20 protein-coding genes are annotated in these 20,126 nt (G+C 38.8%); 11 read left to right on the plus strand and 9 right to left on the minus strand.

From position 1 onward, the window contains the following. The first annotated feature begins 202 nt into the window (after positions 1-202). From HY987_RS02900 to HY987_RS02920, 5 genes are all read left to right on the plus strand, one after another. Positions 203-931, plus strand: a complete 729-nt coding sequence (locus tag HY987_RS02900) for a DUF2162 domain-containing protein (RefSeq protein WP_292755450.1) — start codon at positions 203-205, stop codon at positions 929-931. 118 nt (positions 932-1,049) lie between these two features. Next, entirely contained in the window at positions 1,050-1,718 is a 669-nt protein-coding gene (locus tag HY987_RS02905) for a MotA/TolQ/ExbB proton channel family protein (protein WP_292755452.1), read from the plus strand. Then, positions 1,687-2,022 (plus strand): DUF2149 domain-containing protein, encoded by a 336-nt coding sequence (locus HY987_RS02910; protein ID WP_292755454.1) that lies wholly within the window; start codon positions 1,687-1,689, stop codon positions 2,020-2,022. The genes HY987_RS02905 and HY987_RS02910 overlap by 32 nt, the downstream gene beginning before the upstream one ends. A 252-nt stretch (positions 2,023-2,274) precedes the next feature. Continuing rightward, positions 2,275-2,955: a HisA/HisF family protein gene (locus tag HY987_RS02915; RefSeq protein WP_292755456.1), complete on the plus strand. Its 681-nt coding sequence runs from the start codon at positions 2,275-2,277 to the stop codon at positions 2,953-2,955. A gap of 140 nt (positions 2,956-3,095) precedes the next feature. Beyond that, a complete protein-coding gene (locus HY987_RS02920) occupies positions 3,096-4,004 on the plus strand; it encodes a PfkB family carbohydrate kinase (protein ID WP_292755458.1) in 909 nt (302 codons plus the stop codon). A 122-nt stretch (positions 4,005-4,126) separates the two neighbouring features. Here HY987_RS02920 and HY987_RS02925 read toward each other — a convergent pair whose 3' ends face one another. From HY987_RS02925 to HY987_RS02955, 7 genes are all read right to left on the minus strand, one after another. Further along, positions 4,127-4,321, minus strand: coding sequence for a hypothetical protein (locus HY987_RS02925; protein ID WP_292755460.1), 195 nt, complete (start codon positions 4,319-4,321; stop codon positions 4,127-4,129). A 138-nt stretch (positions 4,322-4,459) separates the two neighbouring features. After that, positions 4,460-5,281: a PIG-L family deacetylase gene (locus HY987_RS02930; RefSeq protein WP_292755462.1), complete on the minus strand. Its 822-nt coding sequence runs from the start codon at positions 5,279-5,281 to the stop codon at positions 4,460-4,462. A 192-nt stretch (positions 5,282-5,473) separates the two neighbouring features. Further along, entirely contained in the window at positions 5,474-6,460 is a 987-nt protein-coding gene (locus HY987_RS02935) for a sortase (RefSeq protein WP_292755464.1), read from the minus strand. Between the two features lie 205 nt (positions 6,461-6,665). Further along, positions 6,666-8,213, minus strand: coding sequence for an ATP-binding protein (locus tag HY987_RS02940; protein ID WP_292755466.1), 1,548 nt, complete (start codon positions 8,211-8,213; stop codon positions 6,666-6,668). Between the two features lie 146 nt (positions 8,214-8,359). After that, positions 8,360-9,040: a TIGR02253 family HAD-type hydrolase gene (locus tag HY987_RS02945; protein WP_292755468.1), complete on the minus strand. Its 681-nt coding sequence runs from the start codon at positions 9,038-9,040 to the stop codon at positions 8,360-8,362. 151 nt (positions 9,041-9,191) lie between these two features. Next, positions 9,192-9,836: a DNA polymerase domain-containing protein gene (locus tag HY987_RS02950; RefSeq protein ID WP_292755471.1), complete on the minus strand. Its 645-nt coding sequence runs from the start codon at positions 9,834-9,836 to the stop codon at positions 9,192-9,194. A gap of 137 nt (positions 9,837-9,973) precedes the next feature. Then, on the minus strand, positions 9,974-10,357 hold the full coding sequence (locus HY987_RS02955; protein ID WP_292755473.1) for a 30S ribosomal protein S8e: 384 nt from the start codon (positions 10,355-10,357) through the stop codon (positions 9,974-9,976). Positions 10,358-10,811: 454 nt separating this feature from the next. Between HY987_RS02955 and ercA the strand changes: the two genes are divergently transcribed. Together ercA and HY987_RS02965 are read left to right on the plus strand one after the other, a co-directional pair. Next, positions 10,812-11,972 carry an alcohol dehydrogenase-like regulatory protein ErcA gene (gene ercA / locus HY987_RS02960; protein ID WP_292755475.1) on the plus strand — a complete coding sequence of 387 codons (1,161 nt, stop codon included), beginning with the start codon at positions 10,812-10,814 and terminating at the stop codon, positions 11,970-11,972. Then, a complete protein-coding gene (locus HY987_RS02965; protein ID WP_292755477.1) occupies positions 11,962-13,089 on the plus strand; it encodes a histidine kinase dimerization/phosphoacceptor domain -containing protein in 1,128 nt (375 codons plus the stop codon). The genes ercA and HY987_RS02965 overlap by 11 nt, the downstream gene beginning before the upstream one ends. 114 nt (positions 13,090-13,203) lie before the next feature. Here HY987_RS02965 and HY987_RS02970 read toward each other — a convergent pair whose 3' ends face one another. Continuing rightward, the gene (locus HY987_RS02970) at positions 13,204-15,345 is read right to left on the minus strand and encodes a phosphatidylserine/phosphatidylglycerophosphate/cardiolipin synthase family protein (protein ID WP_292755478.1); all 2,142 of its coding nucleotides are present in this window, start codon (positions 15,343-15,345) and stop codon (positions 13,204-13,206) included. 465 nt (positions 15,346-15,810) lie between these two features. Between HY987_RS02970 and hypE the strand changes: the two genes are divergently transcribed. Both hypE and HY987_RS02980 read left to right on the plus strand, forming a co-directional pair. Further along, positions 15,811-16,821 (plus strand): hydrogenase expression/formation protein HypE, encoded by a 1,011-nt coding sequence (hypE, locus tag HY987_RS02975; RefSeq protein WP_292755480.1) that lies wholly within the window; start codon positions 15,811-15,813, stop codon positions 16,819-16,821. A gap of 74 nt (positions 16,822-16,895) precedes the next feature. Further along, positions 16,896-17,303, plus strand: coding sequence for an RDD family protein (locus tag HY987_RS02980; RefSeq protein WP_292755482.1), 408 nt, complete (start codon positions 16,896-16,898; stop codon positions 17,301-17,303). A gap of 152 nt (positions 17,304-17,455) precedes the next feature. Here the strand turns inward: HY987_RS02980 and HY987_RS02985 are convergent, their stop codons facing one another. Next, complete coding sequence (locus HY987_RS02985; RefSeq protein WP_292755484.1) at positions 17,456-17,725, minus strand: DUF5654 family protein; 270 nt, start codon at positions 17,723-17,725, stop codon at positions 17,456-17,458. 461 nt (positions 17,726-18,186) lie between these two features. Between HY987_RS02985 and HY987_RS02990 the strand changes: the two genes are divergently transcribed. Together HY987_RS02990 and hemL are read left to right on the plus strand one after the other, a co-directional pair. After that, the gene (locus tag HY987_RS02990; RefSeq protein ID WP_292755486.1) at positions 18,187-18,816 is read left to right on the plus strand and encodes a cobalt-precorrin-8 methylmutase; all 630 of its coding nucleotides are present in this window, start codon (positions 18,187-18,189) and stop codon (positions 18,814-18,816) included. Between the two features lie 42 nt (positions 18,817-18,858). Further along, on the plus strand, positions 18,859-20,124 hold the full coding sequence (hemL, locus tag HY987_RS02995) for a glutamate-1-semialdehyde 2,1-aminomutase (protein ID WP_292755488.1): 1,266 nt from the start codon (positions 18,859-18,861) through the stop codon (positions 20,122-20,124). Positions 20,125-20,126: the final 2 nt, after the last annotated feature.

Genomic DNA, 20,126 nt, shown 5'->3' on the forward strand with positions numbered 1-20,126 from the left:
GTGTAAGAATAATTATTACTAATTAAACCATGGCAAGTATTACAATAACTTCAAAAACCATACTGAAAGTATTAAATTAATTTAAAGTATTACGATACAACTTGATTTGACCTGTAAAGTAATAATACTTAATAGATCGAAAATATTATAAGTAATTTAATTAAATTCTTAGTATGGTTAAGATGACGGAGCGGTGATTAAAATGATGGAATTACTATGGAAACTGGGGATACTCTCGGTAGTAATGGTTTTCGGAATAAAAATTGGTCTGGCCATGGGATTTGCCGGTCTTTCCAGGAAGGTAACAGCGGCTATAATCTTGGGCTACGGAGGCGGTATACTCTTACTCACTTTTATTGCTGGCGGTTTCATTGAACAGATACAGGGATTTGTTTATGCCTACAGTTCTGTTCTGGGTATTGCAATGGCTGCAGTCATCCTTTATGCGGGTTTCCACACACTCAAGGAATGGAAAATACACAATAAAGACAGTGTTACCGCAACCTGCATGGCCATGATTGCTCCCTGCCCATGTTGTTTTGGAGCAGCGGTGGCAGCAATAATCATTGCCGCACCTATGATTGGTGCTTCTGCATTTGCTGTGGGGGAATACGCTGCACTGTTTTTAATGATAACCATGGCTGTATGTTACCTTGTTTCAGGGTTAATAGGGCGCAAATTAAACAAACCTTACCCTGTTTTACTGGGTAATTTCATGTTGTTTGCTGGGTTTTACTTTTTAACTTCTGCCATAGTCATTCCCAATATCAGCACAGTTTTAAGTCAACAGATGAGTCCTGTAGATATTCCTGATATCTGGACCTTTGTTTATGCATTGATAACAATTGTTGTACTCACTGTGGCTGGTTATTATATAGCCCGCAATCGTAGTCCTTTTCTAGATAAAGCTTCAGAAACCAATCAAAAATAGTAAAAATAGCAACTAAAACGCAAAAACCAATAAAATTAATCAAAATACCAATCAAAACGCAAAAACCAATTAAAACTAATCAAAATAGCAATGGATAATTAAATATTAGGTGATTTATATGGTAGCGATTCCAGGCAGTGAAATGTTAAGTTCAATTTTGCATGTCATATCCCAGAGCCTTCTCATACCGGTTATTGTCGGGCTTTTGGCTTTCATGCTTTATGCCATAATAAGCTTCGGAGGTCTTATATCTGAGTATACTGGTAGAATAAGAGTTAGTACGGAGGAAATAGAGAAAATTATAAGTGATTTTGCCAATACAGGTACATCTGAAGGAATTAAGGAAGTAATGGATAAAAGTGATATTCCTGCCGGTTACAAGAATATCATCATCAAAATTGCATCTCACCCTGAACTGGGCAGTAAATCCAGGGAAGCCCTGGCCCGAAAACTCATTGAAAAAGAAGAGGCCATGGCAGCCAAGAGTCTGGAGAAAACAGATATTGTAACCCGTTTAGGACCTACACTGGGTTTGATGGGAACACTGATCCCCATGGGTCCTGGTCTGGCAGCACTGGGTTCAGGAGATATTAACACTCTGGCCAATGCAATTATCATAGCATTTGACACTACGGTTGTTGGATTAGCAGCAGGAGCTATAGCTTACGTCATATCCAAGGTCAGAAGAAGATGGTACGAAGAATACCTGTCTAATCTGGATGCTCTGTGTGAAGCTGCACTTGAGGTGATGGATCATGGTAAGGCGCAAACGCCGTATGCTGGATGATAATCAGGGAGAAGACCCATCAGCAGGATCCGCAAACCTTGTGGATGCCATGCTGGTACTGGCAGTTGGATTTTTGATATTTCTGGTAATGTCCTGGAACATGCAAAACGTGGTTTTTGCCAACATGACCCAGGAAGAACGTCAAGAGACCATGGAGGCCATGAAGCAGGTGGCTGAAATTAATCAGGGTAGTGAACTCAATGACACACCCCAATCAGAGTCAGGTTCAGGACAGGGATATGCTAAAAAGGGAACTGTTTATCAGGATCCCACTACTGGAAAGTTGATTATGGTGGAGGGTTGACTTATCTGGCGGTATTTGCACCGCCAAATAGGACTTTCCACCTTTAGTTTTTTCATTTCATTTTATTCTACCTAGTCATCAAAACTATTTATCTTAGGTAACATCAATAAGATTACATCAGATCTTAATTATTTCATATTGGGTATATTTACTGGTTTAGAATGTGCGAGTGGTAACTTGGAGTCATGCTTTGCACATACAAAATTATAAAAATATAAAAATAATTAATAGCCTTAATTTGTGGGTGATTAATTGATAATACCAGTTTTGGATATAAAAGAAGGAACGGCTGTTTCGGGAAAATCTGGAAACAGAAAGTCATATAAACCGCTTCAAACAGTTTTCTATCCTTCTTCCGATCCTCTGGAAATTGCCCGTGCTCTTTTTGATGCAGGGGCAAAGCAATTGTACATTGCTGATCTGGATGCCATTGAGGGAAGGAATTCTAATCGGGATCTGGTAGGGGAGATCAACCAGATTATCCCTGTGATGCTGGATTGCGGTGCCAGTGATCTGGATTCAGTAAGAGAAGCCCTTCAAGTTGCAGATATGGTGATAGTGGCCACAGAGACTCTGAAAAAACTGGAGGATCTTCATGAAATATTTTGCAGGGTTAACAGGAAACAGATCGTTGTAAGCATTGATATCATCCAGAATAAAGTCCTAAGCAAACATATGGTGCTTGATTTCAATATATTACGGGAAAATTTAGAAAAATTACAACCATCCCAGATAATTCTTCTGGATATCTCCAGGGTAGGAACTGAAAGAGGGATTAACTGGAAGTTAATGGATGAGTTTGCAGGACTTGAAAGTTCGATTATTTTAGGAGGGGGCATTACTGTGGAAGATATCTCCCAGCTGGATAAAAGAGGTGTGGATAAAGTTTTAGTAGGTACTACACTCCACCAGGGTCAAATGAAACTTTTTTAAGGTGTATAATTCATCAGATACTCATTTTATGAATTTACTTTTATTGAATAATCCCATTTACAATTATCCATATCAATTTTTTTTAATAAATCACCAATCAAATCCTTAAGCTTATTAATTCATCTGTCCAAGATATTTTTATGGCTAAATTTTTGATTATCGGTCCTGTAACCCGTGACACTATTTTAAAAAGTGGTTCAAAATGTAAAGGTATTGGGGGGCCAGTTTATTATCAGGCCGGAGTTTTATCAGCCCTTAAATCGGATGTCACCGCCCTGGTGACTGTGGGAAAGGATGATACTAGTCTGCTCGATAATTTTCCTCAGGATATAAAGCTAAAACCTGTATGGGGTAACAAAACCACGCAATTTGAGAATTTTTATCCTGATGAGAATCCTAATCACCGGTTGCAGAGAGCCTGCATACCTTCTAATCCCATTGAAATCTCTCACCTGTCTCCCATTGATTGGGATACATTTGATGCGGTACTGGTTTCACCCCTTTCACCACACGACGTACCTTTTGAAACCCTTAAATACATCTTTGAGCAGGAAATACCAGTATATTTGGGAGTTCAGGGGTATCTACGTCATTTAAAAGGTCAAAAAGTAGTTTTAAAGCCACTGAAACATTATAAAAAGTTTTTAACATGTGCGGATTTCTTGTTCCTGGATGAGGTTGAAGCAGGGGTGATAATTGATGATTCATCCCTTTCTTTGCATGAAATTTCCAGGAATCTTTCTCTTATTGGTCCCGGGGAAGTGATTATCACCAGAGGAGATAGAGGATCTATTGTTTATTCCAGGCACCATGATGTTACCCATCAGATCCCTGCCTTTCCCTCAAAGGAAAGGGTGGATCCAACTGGCCTAGGTGATAGTTACCTGGCGGCCTATGCATTCAGAAGGCAGGAGGTATCGGATCCCCATGAGTGTGGAATTTTTGCTTCACTGGTATCCTCACTAAAATTAGAAAATAAAGGAGCATTTCAGGGTAATAGAAAATTAATCGAGGATAAACGTTCTGAGTTCATATCATTAATTCAATAATAAATGGATTAATTAAACCAGAAAATGAATAATTAAACAGAAAACTTCAATAGTTAAAATATTTAAAGAAAAAATAGAATTTGAAAATGAAATTAAATGGGCACATGAATCTATTTAAACGTTCATGTACCTAAAATCACTGGCAATATCAAAAAGGGCAGTAGACCCGCTGCAAAGAAGAGTACAACTCCTGCAATGGCATAATTCCTTTTTCCATCCATGATTCCACTGCAAAGCAGTATCACACCTATAAATGCCAGTATAGGTGGGATTATGTGAGAGTAAAGTAGTGATCCAAATATAACTGTATCTGCCATATCTATCAAATCTCCATCTGGATTCTTAAATAAATTTAATTTAAATTTTCATATCTATAAATTTTTTATCTTTCTTATTCTATTAACCTTTAATGAAGTTCTTCATTGGTTTTAGAATTAATGGGGATAACCCCTAAATTAATTTATATAATAAATTCTTTCAGGGCCAATGCTGTATAAACCATCACTGTAAGGGTAAAATGTGTTCAAAATGGTGTTTATATTGTAATAAACCTGAAATGCGCTCTTCTTTTTAGCAGCATATGTGTTGACATTTACATCAGTGTAATTGTTGGTCAGGGCAGTGGTAGCTGCTCTGGTAGCATGATAATAGTAAATAGGAAACTGCCTGTATTTCAGGTTGGGATATTTCTCTTTCATCTTGGCCATTCCCTGCTGACAGGCCAGATGATCCCCATTTCCATCTCCAGTTGTGGTGTAGAAGACAGTGTAACCTTCCTTAAGATACAGATTTTCCATGGTAGTAAATACAATCTCTGAGTTCAAGGCACCATCATCAAAGCTCTGTATATTGTAATGAGTACCAAAAATAGCCATAACCCGTTTAAATGAATCTTCCCGGATTAATTTCTTCCGATAGTCTGCAGTGGAATTTGAAGGAATTTCTATGTTGTAATAATTCTTTACCGTGAGTAACTGGGATGTTACAGCATCACCCGATGTCATAAGCTCAAAGTGAACTGTAGAACCGTTTTCCATGATTCTTTGAATTGTCCCACCAACACCAATGGTCTCATCATCTGGATGAGGTATTATAAACGCCACTTTATCTGGTGAAGTATTGGTAGTTATGTTTCCGGTTGCAGGTGATTCACTGGTATTATTATTAGAATTATTACCCGAAGACGAATTCTGATTGTCTACGGAAAATATGGGAAATAATGCGATAAATAAAATCAATGGTATTGCCAGGAGTAAAATGATGAATGTTTTTTTCATTTTCATAACCCTTAAATCTATTTCTATCCAAATCTATAATCTATCTAGAGCTAATTAAATATAAATAGGTTATTATATACATTTTATCAAATTTATATTGTTCTGATATTCATGCTTACCTTTATACGAGATATTATTTCCTGAAAATAAAAAAAAAGGAAAAATAGTTTTTTCAAGATATTAAGTTGGCTCTTAATTGAGTGGATCCACAGAGCTTAACTGACAGTGAGTATACCTTTCAGCAGCGGTAAATCCTTCAGGCCAACAAGTACCCAGGACCAGTTCTTTAATTCCAGCCGGGAATGTGATTACATTGGTGGTGTAATCGTATCTTATATCATTATTGGAAACTACTTTGTAAGTGTATTTTTTCTGGGTCAGATAGTCATTAATAATGACAGTATCTCCGATTTGAAGTTTATCTATATTGTCAAATGGGGCGGAATACCGAGTATGGTGTCCTAGTAATCCCATAGATCCTTTTTCACCAGGGTAAAAGCTTTTTGGTAAAGTACTGTCTGGTGAAGAATAATGATAAACAGCTCCCATTGCGTTTAAAGTATCGGAGCGTATATTCCAGGTCACTCCCAGTCTGGGTATGGATACCGTTCCAAAGGTAGGCATATCAGCCAGTTTAGTGGAGTTGATCTTCAAACTATTTTTAACAGCATCAAAAGCAGCACTATTTTCTGATCCTTTAAGTCCTTTCAGTAGGGATTCTACTTTAAATCCTTCCTGAGGATAACTATATATGACACTGTAAAGTGCTCCGTTGGCATTTACCCATAGCTCTCTTTGATCTATAGTGGAACCATTTTTCTGGATCTGGTAGGTGTTATCGTAACCCACCTTCCCGTTCACATCAATTTTCTTGCTGGATGTAAGTTTGAGGTTACTCTCTGATTCTTTAATAACTTCTGGAACAAAATCCTGCGTGGTATTGTATCCTGAGGGCATTACTTGGCGGTTGACAGTAACATTCATACCAGTTTCAGGGTCTTTAAATGCAACTACTTGAGACCCTTGCCCTGAAACCTGCTGCCAACTAGCAGGATAATCAAAAGAAATTTCACCATTCTGATAATGTTTAGTTTCGATGTTGGCACTGCCAAATGGCACGGTAATGATGAGTGCAACTATAGCCAGAATAGCAATCCCTATAATAATGTACTTCTTCAAATGAAATTCTCCCCTAAAATTTTTCTTAAAATCCTAAACTTTCTTAAAATCACATACTTTCTAAAAAATTCATGTTAATATAATTGAAATTATCCGGTAAAGAAATATGTCCGGTAAATGGAAATTTCTTTAATAATACTCCCATTCTATAAATGTTTATTTTGTGTAGGTACTCCACGTTTAAATAAGTTGTGGTTACTAATCATCACCAGTTTAACAGTGTCCTTCTCAATTCTTTCTCTGACTCTGCTATTAAATCAATACTTTCGACTTTGATGTCTTTACCGTGCAAATAATTTGCTAATTCCACCGGACTGGTGCTTTCATCCACATCGGTGATTATTGAGTTATTTTCATAGCATATGAGACTGGCACCGTAGTGAGATAATTCCTGGTAAGTTCTTTCCAGATCATCGGTCTTCAATCTGAATGAACGAGTTTTATGGGAAATCTGAGCTATATCAATGTTCATCCGCTGCAGCACCACCAGAACATGCTTATCCAGAGCTGCTTCCAGGACTTCGGTATCTATGATGTCTTTGCCCATGTTAATGCGCACTGATTGACAGATCTGGGCAACATCACGAGCATGGGCGAAGCTGGGTTGCAGGCCTTCCCCCCCTTCTTTTTTGGACTGGTAAACCTTCATGAATCGGGCCAGGACTTCCGGCTGGAAACCCTCATTGAGATCCTCCAGGTTCCTGCGGAAAACTTCAGTAACCTCTTCAATTTCCGGATTTTGAAGGAAAATATGCAGAGGAGCACGGCGAAGGTGTGCTTCATCCATGATGCTTATGTCCAGGTTAGTGGAAAATGCGGGAATGAAGTGGGTGTGCAGGATAACTGGAATACCACGCACGTAAACCACATCCTTCTTGTTTTCCATGGGCACAATCAGCCGGTTGAGGATGAGTTCATGGTCATCACGCTGTCTTCCCAGATCATCAATTAACAGGATACCTCCATTGGCTTTAATCAGTGGAGAGGTTTCATAAACACCCTTGTTAGGATCATAATTGGTTTCCAGCTTGTTTAAATTAAGTTCAGCACCTGTTAGAACAAATGGGGCGTAAATCTTAACCCAGCGGGGATCATTGGGTTGTTCTTCACACATCTTATGAAAATCAGGATCGTAAAGTTGTATAATTTTCCCACCAAACTCTATGTACTTGGGAATCACCAGTGGTGGTAAAAGGTCAGGCATGGTGCTGATAATAAAGGTTTTACCAGTTCCAGGGGGGCCGTAGACGAAAATTCCCTTACCAATTATACATGATTCAATAAGGGCTTCTTTAGCATAATCCACCCCCACCACTTGGTGGAAAGTTTCCTGCACTACTTCTGGAGGGATTTCAAGGGGATAACGGTGGTGTATCTGGATCTTCATGATCTGAAAGTACTCTTCGTAGGGGACCGGGGCAATACCAATATAGGGATTTTCTTCGGCAATTCCCCGAACTTTTTCACGTCCTTTCTTGGTTATGGTGTATTCAACACTGGAAAAGAGGAACCCTCCACTTACAGGGGCGCAAAAACCACTTTTTTCCATCTTACTTAAACTTTCCTCCAGGATGTCCCAGTGAATACCCGTTAATTCATTGATGGTACTGGTTTTCACGGTACCGTAACTACTGATGATTTTAAGTATTAATCCCTTGACGAAACTGTCTGAAAGCTGCAGATCATCCAAGTTTTTGGGTTGTTTCAGGGCTTTGAAAATTTTTTGCATCTTTTCATCGTGATAGTAATTCATTGTAAACCACCGAAAACTTTTATTCGGGTTTTTTATATTATTATTATATATCCAGTTTTTTGGATTATTATTAGTCATATTTATTTATTTTTTCAGGTCTATCATTAGTATAATAAATTAATCCCACTCTAACTATAATTCCCACTCTAGAGTATAGTTTTCACATGGTTAATGTCTGAAACCACGTTAACCTTTAAACCTTCTGTTTTAATAAGTTCTTTCTCAGCTTCAGTTAGTTGGGAATTGACCAGTATTGCAGACATACCTGCTTTGGTTGCTCCCAATATATCTTCACTGAACTTATTTCCCACCATAACTGATTCTTCCGCCTGGCATCCCATACGTTCCAGGGCAAGTTGGAATATTTTACGGTCTGGTTTTTCAGATCCGGCTTCCTGGGATGTTACCACATCCTCGAAGAAATGATATAAACCCAGTCGGATGAGTTTTTCCCACTGTTTAATGGTTAAACCATTGGAGATAACTCCCATCTGATAATTACTTTTCTTTAGATATATGAGAGTGGACATGGTGTCTGGGAAAAGTCTTAAAAGAGCAAATTTAACGTTATGATAAGTTATCATACCCAGAGCAATGAGAAGTGGTTTTTCCTCCCCCATAACTCTTTTGGTTAAAATATTGAAGTGTTTATCGTAGTTGGATCCCTTCTCTTTGATGATCTCCCTTAAAAGAAGGTAGGCCTCCTGTTGTGATAGGGGTAAACCCGCATCTATCATAGCTTGCAAGGCAGCCTTACGGGCCAATTTAGCAAAACCAGACGTATCATATAGTGTATCATCTATATCAAAAAAAACAGCCTTGATCATTTACCCACCCTACCTTTTCTTATTTTTATATTCTTATTTTAAAATTCAATTAATTTATTTTAAATTTAATTAATTCATGATAGTCTATGACGACATATAATAATGATCCATGATCTTATAGATGCCCGTTTAAAAAATAATAAATTTTCAATTAAAAAAATGCATCTAAACTACTCTGTTTTTCCTGGTGAACAATCTCATCCTGGGAATAACCCAATGAATCAATTATCCTGGAAACTGCCGGCAGGACCTGATTGTCAATGTAATAGTTGGGATCGTAGTTGGCCACATCAGCATCTTCAAGGGGTTCTGCTCGTTGGCTTATGGGACCCCTTCCTTTAATCACTATGTATCTTATTATGGAGCCACGTCCCACTTTCCGCCCTCTTGCAATGGCCTTTTTAGCAGCGAGAACGTGCGGTGCTCTTTGCTGATATTTATCAGGATTTTTGGTAAGCTGAGTGTGGATCACCAGATCTTTAAGAGGAGTTTCACCCTTTTTAATCTGGTCAATTACTTCTTTAATAATTTTAGCAGCTTTATCAGGAGATCCATCCCTTAAAATAGCCATCATTACTTTTTCCTGGGTTTTTTTAGCAACTGGAGCCCAATCTCTCCGAACTAACTCCAAACCCTTAACCACAATTTTATCATCCTGTATAAGGGCATACCTTTTTTTGGTGACAAAGAAACCCCTTTCATAGAATCCTTCAAATTCAAGTTCCATTCCCTGGGGTAATTCCTGGTTAACCGAAACCAAGAACTTGTCCACACTTTCTTTAATCGATTTGTCCAATGTTAACACCCATTATTAGAATTCAAGTTCCTTACTGATTGTTATAGTGTAAATATTATAATGATTGAGTGTTATAATGGCAGTTCAGAGATATTTGAGAGGGTAATTAAAAAAAAGGTATTAAAATAGGATTAAACCTATTCTTCCATGAGGATTCCGTTGATAATACCATCTTGACCAGGTCGGGAGGTCACTTTAACCTTACCTGCACTGGTTTCAACAACAGCACCCTTGGTGATGATATTTCTCCTTACGAAGTGAGTGTTAGCATGGTTTTCCACCACACTGGTGATCTCGGCTAACTGCACCTTCTTGGTTTTAGGATCAACCACGTTGATTTTCTCCGCATTGGTGAGACGTATCTTCTCGTTACCACCTTTGGTTCTTATGGTTTTGATCTTCCTGTCTCCAATTTTGGTTTCTGCAGGTTCCCTACCGAATTCCATTTTTCTTTTGTTACGATTAGTCTTAGCCCGCGCACCAGTAGCTTTTCTCACGGATGTTCCTTGCCAAATTGCCATTTAAATTCACCTCTATTAGCTTAATTTCTATTTATTTTACAAATAAGTTACGGAAATATCATATTCAAATATATTCCTATTGGAGTGTAAAAAAGTCTTCACTAAATCTTCATCTCCAGATATATGATTTTACTAAAGTATGATATATTAACCTTTCCCTTATATTACTTCCAGGATTTTCTACTGTTAACAATTTATCCCATTAACTACGATATTAAAAATTCATTAAAAAATAATTTCACTAACCACTAATCAATTTAAAGAATTATTGGATGGAATAATATAATTAGTGTGGAATCTATAAAAATATTATTTAATCTTATATAGTTTCAAACTATTTAAGTTCAAGGTTTATTCAAAGATTAGGATTATTTGGAGATTTTAAGACCTATTTGAAGGATAATCCGTGAATGCGAATAATTGAAGTGGATGTTTAATTTTTTGTGGGGATACCATGGAAAGTGTATTGGAATTAAGAAAATTCGTGGCTCCAGAATTTATCTTTGGTTCAGGGGCACGATTACTGGTAGGGAGATATGCTAAAAATTTTGGGGCCCGAAAAGTGTTAATTGTCACAGACCCTGATATCAGAGGTTCAGGACTGGTTAACCCTGTTTTTGATGCTTTAAAAGATGAAAAAATTGATTATGAGATATATTCAGATATTAAATCAAACCCCACTGCACTTCAGGTTATGGAAGGAGCCAAAGTTTACTTAAATGAAAATTGCAACTTCATTGTGGCAGTGGGTGGCGGGAGTGCCATGGACTGTGCCAAGGCCATAGGGATTGTCAGCTCCAACAAAAAAGAGGTAAATGAATTTGAAGGTGTGGACAAAGTTCAAATCCCATCTCCACCCCTTATATGCATCCCCACAACTGCAGGAAGTGCAGCAGATGTCTCCCAATTTGCAATTATAACTGATTCCCGAAGAAAATTAAAAATGGCCATAGTTAGTAAAACTGTGGTACCGGATGTGGCCCTGATTGATCCGGAAACAACACTTACCATGGACCGATCTTTAACAATCAACACCGGTTTTGATGTTTTAAGCCATGCAGTAGAGGCATTTGTATCCAATGCCAGTTCCCCTATCACTGATCTGCATGCACTGGAAGCCATCAAGCTGGTCGCATCTAACCTTATTCCAGTCAGCAATGATCTGGGTAATATTGATCTGAGGGCTAAAATGATGTTGAGCTCTTTAAATGCAGGATTAGCATTTTCCAATGCAAGCCTTGGATTGGTGCATGCAATGGCACATAGTCTGGGTGGTTTCCTGGATCTGCCCCATGGAGAATGCAATGCACTACTTCTGGATCATGTGGTGGGATTTAACTTTGATGAAGAGAGCAGAAAATACAAGGAAATTGCCAGAGCTTTGGGCCTGGAAATTGATGGAATGAATGATGAAGAAATTAAAATAACTCTAATAAATGGAATAAGGGATTTGAAAGCTGAAGCTGATGTAAATTACTCCCTTAAGGATGTTGGAGTCACTGCCAGTGATATTCCTGAACTTGCGGGTAAAGCCATGAATGACGCCTGCATCATAACCAATCCCCGGAGACCAACCCAGAAGGATGTAGAGGAGATATTTAAAAATGCGCTCTGATCTAGAGGATAATTGGGATTCCATTCGTGAGAAAATAATAGGATTAGGCGAACAATCCATAAGAAAAAGTTACTATCCAGAACTGCAGCAGAGACTCTCTGAACTGGAAAGATTCAGGGCACTGTTGGATGAAACCAATGAAGCAATTTTTCTTTCAGAAGTTCCATCTGGCCATTTTGCAGATGTGAATAATTCCGCCTGCCAACAGCTGGGATATCATGCTGGAAAAATGCTGGAAATGAAAGTGGAGGATATAATTGCTCCCGATAAACTGGATGAAATGAGAACAATTATTTTCAGTTTATTTGATGGGAAACACCTCCAAAACCGCAAAACCATTGAAACAGTCTTACAACGTAGTGACAACTCCCAGATCAATGTGGAAATGAGCATAAGTCTGGTAAAGTTCGGTGATATATTCTACACAGTAATGGTGGCCAGGGACATTACCGAGCGAAAAGAGTTTGAAAATGCTCTCAAATCTTCACTTAAAGAAAAAGAAGTCCTAATAAGGGAAATCCATCACAGAGTTAAAAATAACATGCAGATTATTTCCAGTTTACTCAACCTCCAGAAACAGTACGTTAACGATGAAGAGGCTGTTAACGTTCTTAAAGAAAGCCAGAACAGGGTTAAATCCATGGCAATGATCCATGAAAAACTCTATAAATCACGCAATTTCTCGGAAATTAACTTCGCAGACTACATCCGGAGTCTGGTTTCTGATCTATTCTATTCCTATGGTGTGGATTCAAACCGGGTTAAAACCATCATTGTGCTGGAAGAAGTGATGATGGGGCTGGAAACAGCCATTCCCTGTGGTCTTATCGTAAGTGAACTGGTAACTAACACCCTGAAATATGCGTTTCCCCCTCAGGAGAAGGGTGAGTTCAGAATTGAACTCCATTCATATAAGGATGGTCTTTACGACCTGATCATCAGTGATAATGGTGTGGGGATACCGGAAAACATAGACTTTGACGAGACTGACACACTGGGATTACAACTGGTAAACAGCCTGGTGAATCAACTGGAAGGTACCGTTGAATTAACCAGACATAATGGGACTGAGTTCAAGATCAAGTTTAAAGAGCTGGAGTATAAAGAACGGATGTAAAAGCAGTGAATTAAATATACCCTTCTGAAATCCTTTTATAATCAATTAATCTTTTTAAATCAATCTAATCCTTTGGGGCATGTTAATCCTCTTTTTTTCATTAGTCCCTTATTATTAATCTAAAATATCCCAATCATTGGTTTCTATTTTTAAATCCTTAAGCTGATCTTCAACAGATTCTTCAGCGCTGTAGGGCAATATATGTCCAGTTAAATATGGCTTTGTCCGGTTTAAAGACTTTAAGTTTTTCTGGGAAACTTCCTGCCAAGTTTTTAGCCAACCTTCTTTTGGTTTTTTAATGGGATAACTCCCTTCAATTCCCAAATGCTCCATCCACAGGGAATTTCGTAGTTTCCCAATATATTTACTTGAATCTTTATCCAATCCAGGTAGGATGACGTTCATTTCCATATTTCTATGGAATTCTGTGTCAAAAAATCCTTCAAGTTCATTCACATAGGTGAGGGATGAACCATCCAGGTTGGCGGTGCCCACAGTGGCCCATAAATCATCCACAACACCCACCTTGGCGTGTACATAAACGGGTTGTATTTGGAACCTTTGTTTTTCCCATCCTGTAGACCATAAAGTAAAAAAACCTATCTGAGGATTTTCCAAAATATCTTCATATGTTTTTATTCCCATTTTTTCAATGCACTGGTTCTGCCATTTTTTGTATCTGGGGTTATCCGGATTTTCATTCATCACCACTATAACCTGCAGATCATCATCAGAATCCATCACATTTTTCAAAGCTTTAGCAATGGTTTTATTGGTGAAAAACTGGTTTTCAAGATATATAAAATCCTTAGCATTGGCCAGGGCCTTCCGATAACCTTCAAATATTCCTAGTTCCCCTTTTTTAGTGAATGTTTCTGGAGTTACTGATCTTGCCATTTGAACCGGTGTCTTCCTCGAACCGGGACTCGCAGGATGGGGATCTATTATTCCCTCTCCCTGATACTCTTCCATGGAAATGTAATTCCACATCTGGGTGAAGAATTCTTCCACATGGTAAACTGCTCCTCCCTTCAATTTAACAGAAACATCATGAACCGGTCTCACACCAGGAGGATGGCGTCGGGGGTCGTTTATTATATGCTGTGATGAGTCCCAGTAATCCTTATTAAATGGAGATCCAATAACATAGGCTTCTTTTCCATCGGCAATCAGGGTTTTGGCATGCATCACATGGAGGCCATGTGATTTGAACTGGCGGATTTCAACAGAACTATCTTTGAAAAACTCTTCCATCTCTTTGTAGCTATCCGGCACTGCCAGATTTTCATTTAAGATTATTTTTACCTTGACTCCCCTTGAACTGGCATTTAGAATGATGCGGGTTAAAATATCCATGGGACGAAGGTTACCATTAGTTTCATGGGTAAAGGTGGCTGTGAAATCTGACTCAAATTCAAACTGAGTAATGTAAACATATGAATTTGCATTGTTAATAGACTGGACCACACTTTCAAGCTCTGTCTGATTATCAACCAGGACTTCTACCTCATTATCCTCTGTAAATCTTGACTTCTGGGAATTTCCAAGGGTAACGTACCATCCCCCTGCCCAATTTCTGGGAATGATTATGTCTTCAATACTCTTCATGGTTTCGGATACAGCGATATATTTGACTGTTCTGGAAAGTTCAGACACTCCCAAGACATCTTTAATAACCACTTGGATAGTGGGTTTATCATCTAAAATATTCTGATAACTGCTGGGAGGGTACAAAACCTCATAAAAACCATCTGCATCGGTTTTAGACTCATTTAACACATGATAATTTTTAATTGCAACTGGAGAAATTTTATCTAGCATTTCCAGAGCACGACTATCTTTTAAGGAGGACTCGATCTTCCCAGCACCTTCCACTGAAACCACCAAACCCCCCAGAGGATCACCTTTCTCATCTAAAACCTTTCCCCTAACTCCTCTGTTGGGGCCTTTAACCTCCATAACTCCCAGATCTATTGTTTGGCTTTTTAAATCCACGGTTAAAATAGTTTCATACAGCTTTTCACCTTTAAATCCAACTTCCAACTTTATTTTAGTGGATTTCTCCGGATTTTTGCCGTATTCTGATAATTCCAGTGATGAAACATGGAAGTTACCCTCAGAACTGGTCATGGTTTCTGCAATCTCCTGATTCATCACAAGAGGACTGGAATCAATCCTCTGTATAACCAGGTTATGATGTGCCAGTGGTTTCCCATCAACCCCTACTAAACGCCCTTTAAACAGGTTACCTTCCATTTAGACCACTTTCATAGTTCAGATTATCTTTAAAAGCCAAAATTGTTCTTATTTTCCCCGATTTTATTTCGTTTACCTGTTTCTAGTAATTTAACAAGAACGTAACTTAAATTTAAATTCTAAACTAAAGTATACTTTATTTATGCAGTCAGTATCCTTTTCATGCAGTTTTATGAAAACTAAGTAAACTGCTTTTTATTATTATGTTTATCCAGGTTATTAAATGATTAATATACTTAAACTCTTAATATCCTCCTATTTTAGTCTTTTTTCCATTTTCAGCCTATTAGGGGATTCTATTCAAAATTTTAGATATAAGGAATATTTAAATAGACTAACATCCCAACTAATCATCAAGAATTAACTCAAATTCTATTCTCATTAAAATGATGAAATGGTGTAAAATTCAAAAAAGGGCTTTAAAATATTAAATATTTAGTTCAAACCAAGTAAACTGGTGAATCAATGAAAATCGGAATGTCACATGGGGCTGGCGGAGAGATAATGCAGGGTCTCATCTCAGATATAATACTGGGTAATATAAAAAACAAAACAGTTAATGGTGGGGTGGGACTGGCAGAACTGGATGATGGAGCCACCATCCCCCTGGGTGAAAATGAAATCGTAATCAGCACAGACAGCCATACCATTGACCCATTATTCTTCCCAGGAGGAGATATTGGTAGAATCTCAATGGCAGGCACTGTCAATGATGTATCGGTAATGGGTGCCCGTCCCCTGGCCATAGCCAATGCCATGGTAATCAGCGAAGGATTTAACGTGGATGAACTGGAACGTATAATTAAATCTATGGACGAGGTATGCCAGGAAACAGGTGTGGCCATTGTAACTGGGGATACCAAGGTAATGGAGAATGATAAATTAGATAAGATGATTATCTGCACCACAGGGATTGGTATTGCCCCTAAAGGTGCTATCACCCCGGATTCAGGACTCGAAGTGGGAGATAAAATCATCCTCACCGGAAGCGTGGGAGACCATGGAATATCATTAATGAGTTACCGTGAAGGTTTTGGCTTTGAAACAGACTTAAAATCCGATGTGGCTCCAGTGTGGGGTATGGTAGAGGCAGCACTAGCCATTGGTGGAGTGCATGCCATGAAAGACCCAACCCGTGGTGGAATAGCCAACGCCCTCAATGAACTGGCCTCAAAGTCAGGTGTGGGAATGTTCCTGGATGATGAGAAGATACCAGTTAAAAGGGAAGTTCACGCTGCATCAGAGATGCTGGGAATAGATCCTTACGAAGTGGCCAATGAAGGAAAGGTCATCATGGGAGTGGCCCCTGAAAAGGCTGATGAAATTTTGGAAGCCATTCGCAAAACCAAGTATGGTGGGGAGGCCCAGATAATTGGTGAGGTAACCACTGATAAACACGTGATCCTGGAAACAGAACTGGGTGGTAAGAGAATACTGGAGGCACCCATAGCAGATCCAGTTCCCAGGGTATGTTAACAATTATAAACTAAAAATGAGTGTTTTTAGCAGAACAATGTCAAAATTTATGAAGAACACAACAGGTGATTATGATGCAGGAATTTTGGGGTAGAAGACTGGCTGCTTTAATAATTGATGCAATTTTCATCACTCTACTTATGTGGGTCTTAACTGCCATAATTTACCCAGTACTAGCATGGACTAATCTATATTCAGTTTTGAACTACTGGCTTGTATTGTTGGGTGTGCTGATAATTTTATACTTTACCTTAATGGAAGGAAAATGGTTCACCACACTGGGCAAAGGCTTAATGAAGCTTAAAGTGCAGGCTGCTGATGGAGATATGAACTATAAAATGGCATTCCTACGAAACATCTCTAAATTCCTCTGGATCCCACTGGTGCTTGACATAATAATAGGGTTTGCCAGAAGTAAAGAAGGAACACGGCAAAGATATCTGGACCAAGTTGCCAGGACCACTGTAATTAAAGTGGAATAATTAAAAAGGACTATACTTATTTAAATTCTATTTTTTTTGGAAATTCGTCGAATCTAGAAAATAAAAAGAAAAAAATTTGGAAAAGAGGATCTAATGGTAGGTTCTCCAGTTTTCCATTGTTTTTTATCTGGAGTTTTATATTGTTTTTAATGTTATTCATCCACGATCTTAACCAGTTGAACCTCTTCTGGTTGAGATATGGCCCTGGCGATTAGTATGGTCGCCACCACAGCTATAATGGTGATGACCACTGCATATATTAATAAACCCCATAAATCACTTCCTTTTGGAAGAAACTGCAATATAATTGCTTTTATTGCTTCATTCCATGCTAGTGCTGCGATTAATCCAAATGCGGTGGTGATTAATGTTGCAATGGTTTGAAGTACCTGTCCTTTAACTTCGTTGGCCTTTTTTTTCATATGTTCCCCTCCTTACAAGAAATACTTACATATTATTTTTGTATGAGAATTTATATAAATTTTAAATCTGGAGGACGATTTAGGGATATTATATGGGGAATTTTCTCTAGAAAAGGTTTTATACAAATCGATGGCTTAAATTTACTGTAAATAACAATAATTCAAGCCAAAATCTATTATTTTCAATAAATATTATTAAAAGTTGAAATAGATTATAACACATTAATGGTAGTAAAGATAGTCTAAAGAAGCGAAAATTCACTTAGTATGCTGGAAATAACACACAGAATAAAAATAATTGGATTTGAAAAGTGAAGGAGAATCTATCAATCGCCAAACGTAGATATATTAAAATAATAGAATCAAAAACATATGTTAAGGATTAATAGGATCTTTTCGGTTTACCCTTTTGTATCAATTAAACTGGAAAAAATAAGGAATAAGAAGTACGGAAAGATAATATGAAACCAATGTTCATGGGTGCATCTACAAAACAGGGCTATGAAATTGCTGCTAAAAGTAGAGAGATTGTAAGGTCCCTCATTGATGAAAAAACCCGGGATCTGACACCGGAGGAGAGATCCATAGTGGAACGGATAGTGCACTCCACTGCGGATCCCGAGTATGCGGATATAACTCGGATGAGTAGAAATTTTGTTGAAAAAGGTCTTGAGGCAATTTCTGAGGAAAAGGACATCCTGACTGACATCAGCATGGTAAAGGCAGGTATAAATAAGTATTCTGGGAGCGTTAAATGTTTTATCAATGATGAAAGGGCTATCAAACTTGCAAAGCAACAGGAGATCACCCGTGCAGCCGCCGCCATGGAAGTGGCGGCTAGTGATGATTTTGACGGGGTGGTGGTAATTGGAAACGCCCCCACTGCACTGTGGAAAGTAATAGAACTGGTGGAAGCTGGATCAATGGATGTCAAAGCAGTAGTTGGTGTACCGGTTGGATTTGTGGGCGCAGCAGAGTCTAAAAAAGCACTTCAGGAAACTTCAATTCCTAATCTGGTTACAGAAGGTCCTAAAGGTGGGACTCCAGTTGCTGTGGCTGCGGTGAATTCCTTAATCAATATTACGAGATAATCTGTGGTAAACAAACATTTAGAACATTTAGGAGAAGATGACATGAAATCTGAAGACCTATTCAAAGATGCTAAAAACTATCTTCCAGGAGGAGTTGACTCCCCAGTAAGGGCCATTAAACCATACCCCTTCTTTGCTCTTAAAGGAGAAGGATCTAACCTGTTCGATGTGGATGGAAACAGCTACCTGGATTATTGCCTAGCCTACGGGCCACTGGTTCTGGGTCATGCCTACCCTCCAGTGATGGAAGCAGTTTCAAAGCAACTATTAAAGGGCTCGGCCTATGGTGTTCCCATTGAGAAAGAGATTAAACTGGCCAAGGAAGTTGTAAAAAGGGTGCCCTGTGCAGAGATGGTTCGTTTTGTTAACTCAGGTACCGAAGCCACTATGAGTGCCATCCGCCTGGCCAGGGCAGTCACCGGTAAAAATAAGATAGTGAAATTTGAAGGAGCATACCACGGTGCCCATGACTACGTCCTGGTAAAATCAGGATCCGGTGCCGTAGGATTACCAGATTCCCCAGGAGTCCCAGAAGAGACAACCAAAAACACCTTACTGGTCCCCTTTAATGATGCAGGAGCTATCAGCCATCTGGTGAAGAAGGAGAAGGATGATCTGGCTGCCATTATTTTGGAACCAGTTATGGGTAACGTGGGTTGTATACCTCCTAAAAGAGAGTTCCTAGAATTTTTACGGGAAATAACTACTGAAAATGGCATAATACTCATATTTGACGAAGTAATCACCGGTTTTAGGATAGCTGCTGGTGGCGCCCAAGAATATTTCGGTGTAACACCGGACCTGGTGACCATGGGAAAAATATTAGGGGGAGGATTCCCCATGGGTGCATTTGCAGGTAAAAGGGAATTCATGGAACGCATAGCTCCTCAGGGGGATGTTTACCAGGCAGGAACCTTTAATGGAAACCCCATATCAATCACTGCCGGCCTTGAAACCATGAAACATCTGGATGAAAAATTTTATAAGGAATCAGAAGTTAAGGGACTGAAGATGCGCCGAGGACTGGAAAACATCCTGGAAGATGCATCCTTAGATTATCAGGTGGCAGGTATCTCATCAATGTTCCAGATATACTTCACCCCTAGTGAGGTATGGGACTATACCCAGGCTAAAACTGCTGACACCGAGAAATTCAACACCTACTTCCAAACTCTGCTAACCAACGGAGTTTTCATTCCCCCATCCCAGTTTGAGTGCTGTTTCATATCCCAGGCCCATTCATCCGAGGACATCCAGATAACCCTGGAAGGAATGGAAAAAGGAATTAAAGCTGCTGAAAAAAAGTGAAA

This window comes from Methanobacterium sp. (assembly GCF_016217785.1).
GTDB lineage: Archaea > Methanobacteriota > Methanobacteria > Methanobacteriales > Methanobacteriaceae > Methanobacterium.

Excerpts from the sequence above, each read along its gene's own strand:
- HY987_RS02900 (WP_292755450.1), top strand. The coding sequence starts at position 203 with ATGATGGAATTACTATGGAAACTGGGGATACTCTCGGTAGTAATGGTT.
- HY987_RS02905 (WP_292755452.1), top strand. The coding sequence starts at position 1,050 with ATGGTAGCGATTCCAGGCAGTGAAATGTTAAGTTCAATTTTGCATGTC.
- HY987_RS02910 (WP_292755454.1), top strand. The coding sequence starts at position 1,687 with ATGGTAAGGCGCAAACGCCGTATGCTGGATGATAATCAGGGAGAAGAC.
- HY987_RS02920 (WP_292755458.1), top strand. The coding sequence starts at position 3,096 with ATGGCTAAATTTTTGATTATCGGTCCTGTAACCCGTGACACTATTTTA.
- HY987_RS02925 (WP_292755460.1), bottom strand. The coding sequence starts at position 4,321 with ATGGCAGATACAGTTATATTTGGATCACTACTTTACTCTCACATAATC.
- HY987_RS02930 (WP_292755462.1), bottom strand. The coding sequence starts at position 5,281 with ATGAAAAAAACATTCATCATTTTACTCCTGGCAATACCATTGATTTTA.
- HY987_RS02940 (WP_292755466.1), bottom strand. The coding sequence starts at position 8,213 with ATGAATTACTATCACGATGAAAAGATGCAAAAAATTTTCAAAGCCCTG.
- HY987_RS02945 (WP_292755468.1), bottom strand. The coding sequence starts at position 9,040 with ATGATCAAGGCTGTTTTTTTTGATATAGATGATACACTATATGATACG.
- HY987_RS02955 (WP_292755473.1), bottom strand. The coding sequence starts at position 10,357 with ATGGCAATTTGGCAAGGAACATCCGTGAGAAAAGCTACTGGTGCGCGG.
- ercA (WP_292755475.1), top strand. The coding sequence starts at position 10,812 with ATGGAAAGTGTATTGGAATTAAGAAAATTCGTGGCTCCAGAATTTATC.
- HY987_RS02965 (WP_292755477.1), top strand. The coding sequence starts at position 11,962 with ATGCGCTCTGATCTAGAGGATAATTGGGATTCCATTCGTGAGAAAATA.
- HY987_RS02970 (WP_292755478.1), bottom strand. The coding sequence starts at position 15,345 with ATGGAAGGTAACCTGTTTAAAGGGCGTTTAGTAGGGGTTGATGGGAAA.
- hypE (WP_292755480.1), top strand. The coding sequence starts at position 15,811 with ATGAAAATCGGAATGTCACATGGGGCTGGCGGAGAGATAATGCAGGGT.
- HY987_RS02980 (WP_292755482.1), top strand. The coding sequence starts at position 16,896 with ATGCAGGAATTTTGGGGTAGAAGACTGGCTGCTTTAATAATTGATGCA.
- HY987_RS02985 (WP_292755484.1), bottom strand. The coding sequence starts at position 17,725 with ATGAAAAAAAAGGCCAACGAAGTTAAAGGACAGGTACTTCAAACCATT.
- HY987_RS02990 (WP_292755486.1), top strand. The coding sequence starts at position 18,187 with ATGAAACCAATGTTCATGGGTGCATCTACAAAACAGGGCTATGAAATT.
- hemL (WP_292755488.1), top strand. The coding sequence starts at position 18,859 with ATGAAATCTGAAGACCTATTCAAAGATGCTAAAAACTATCTTCCAGGA.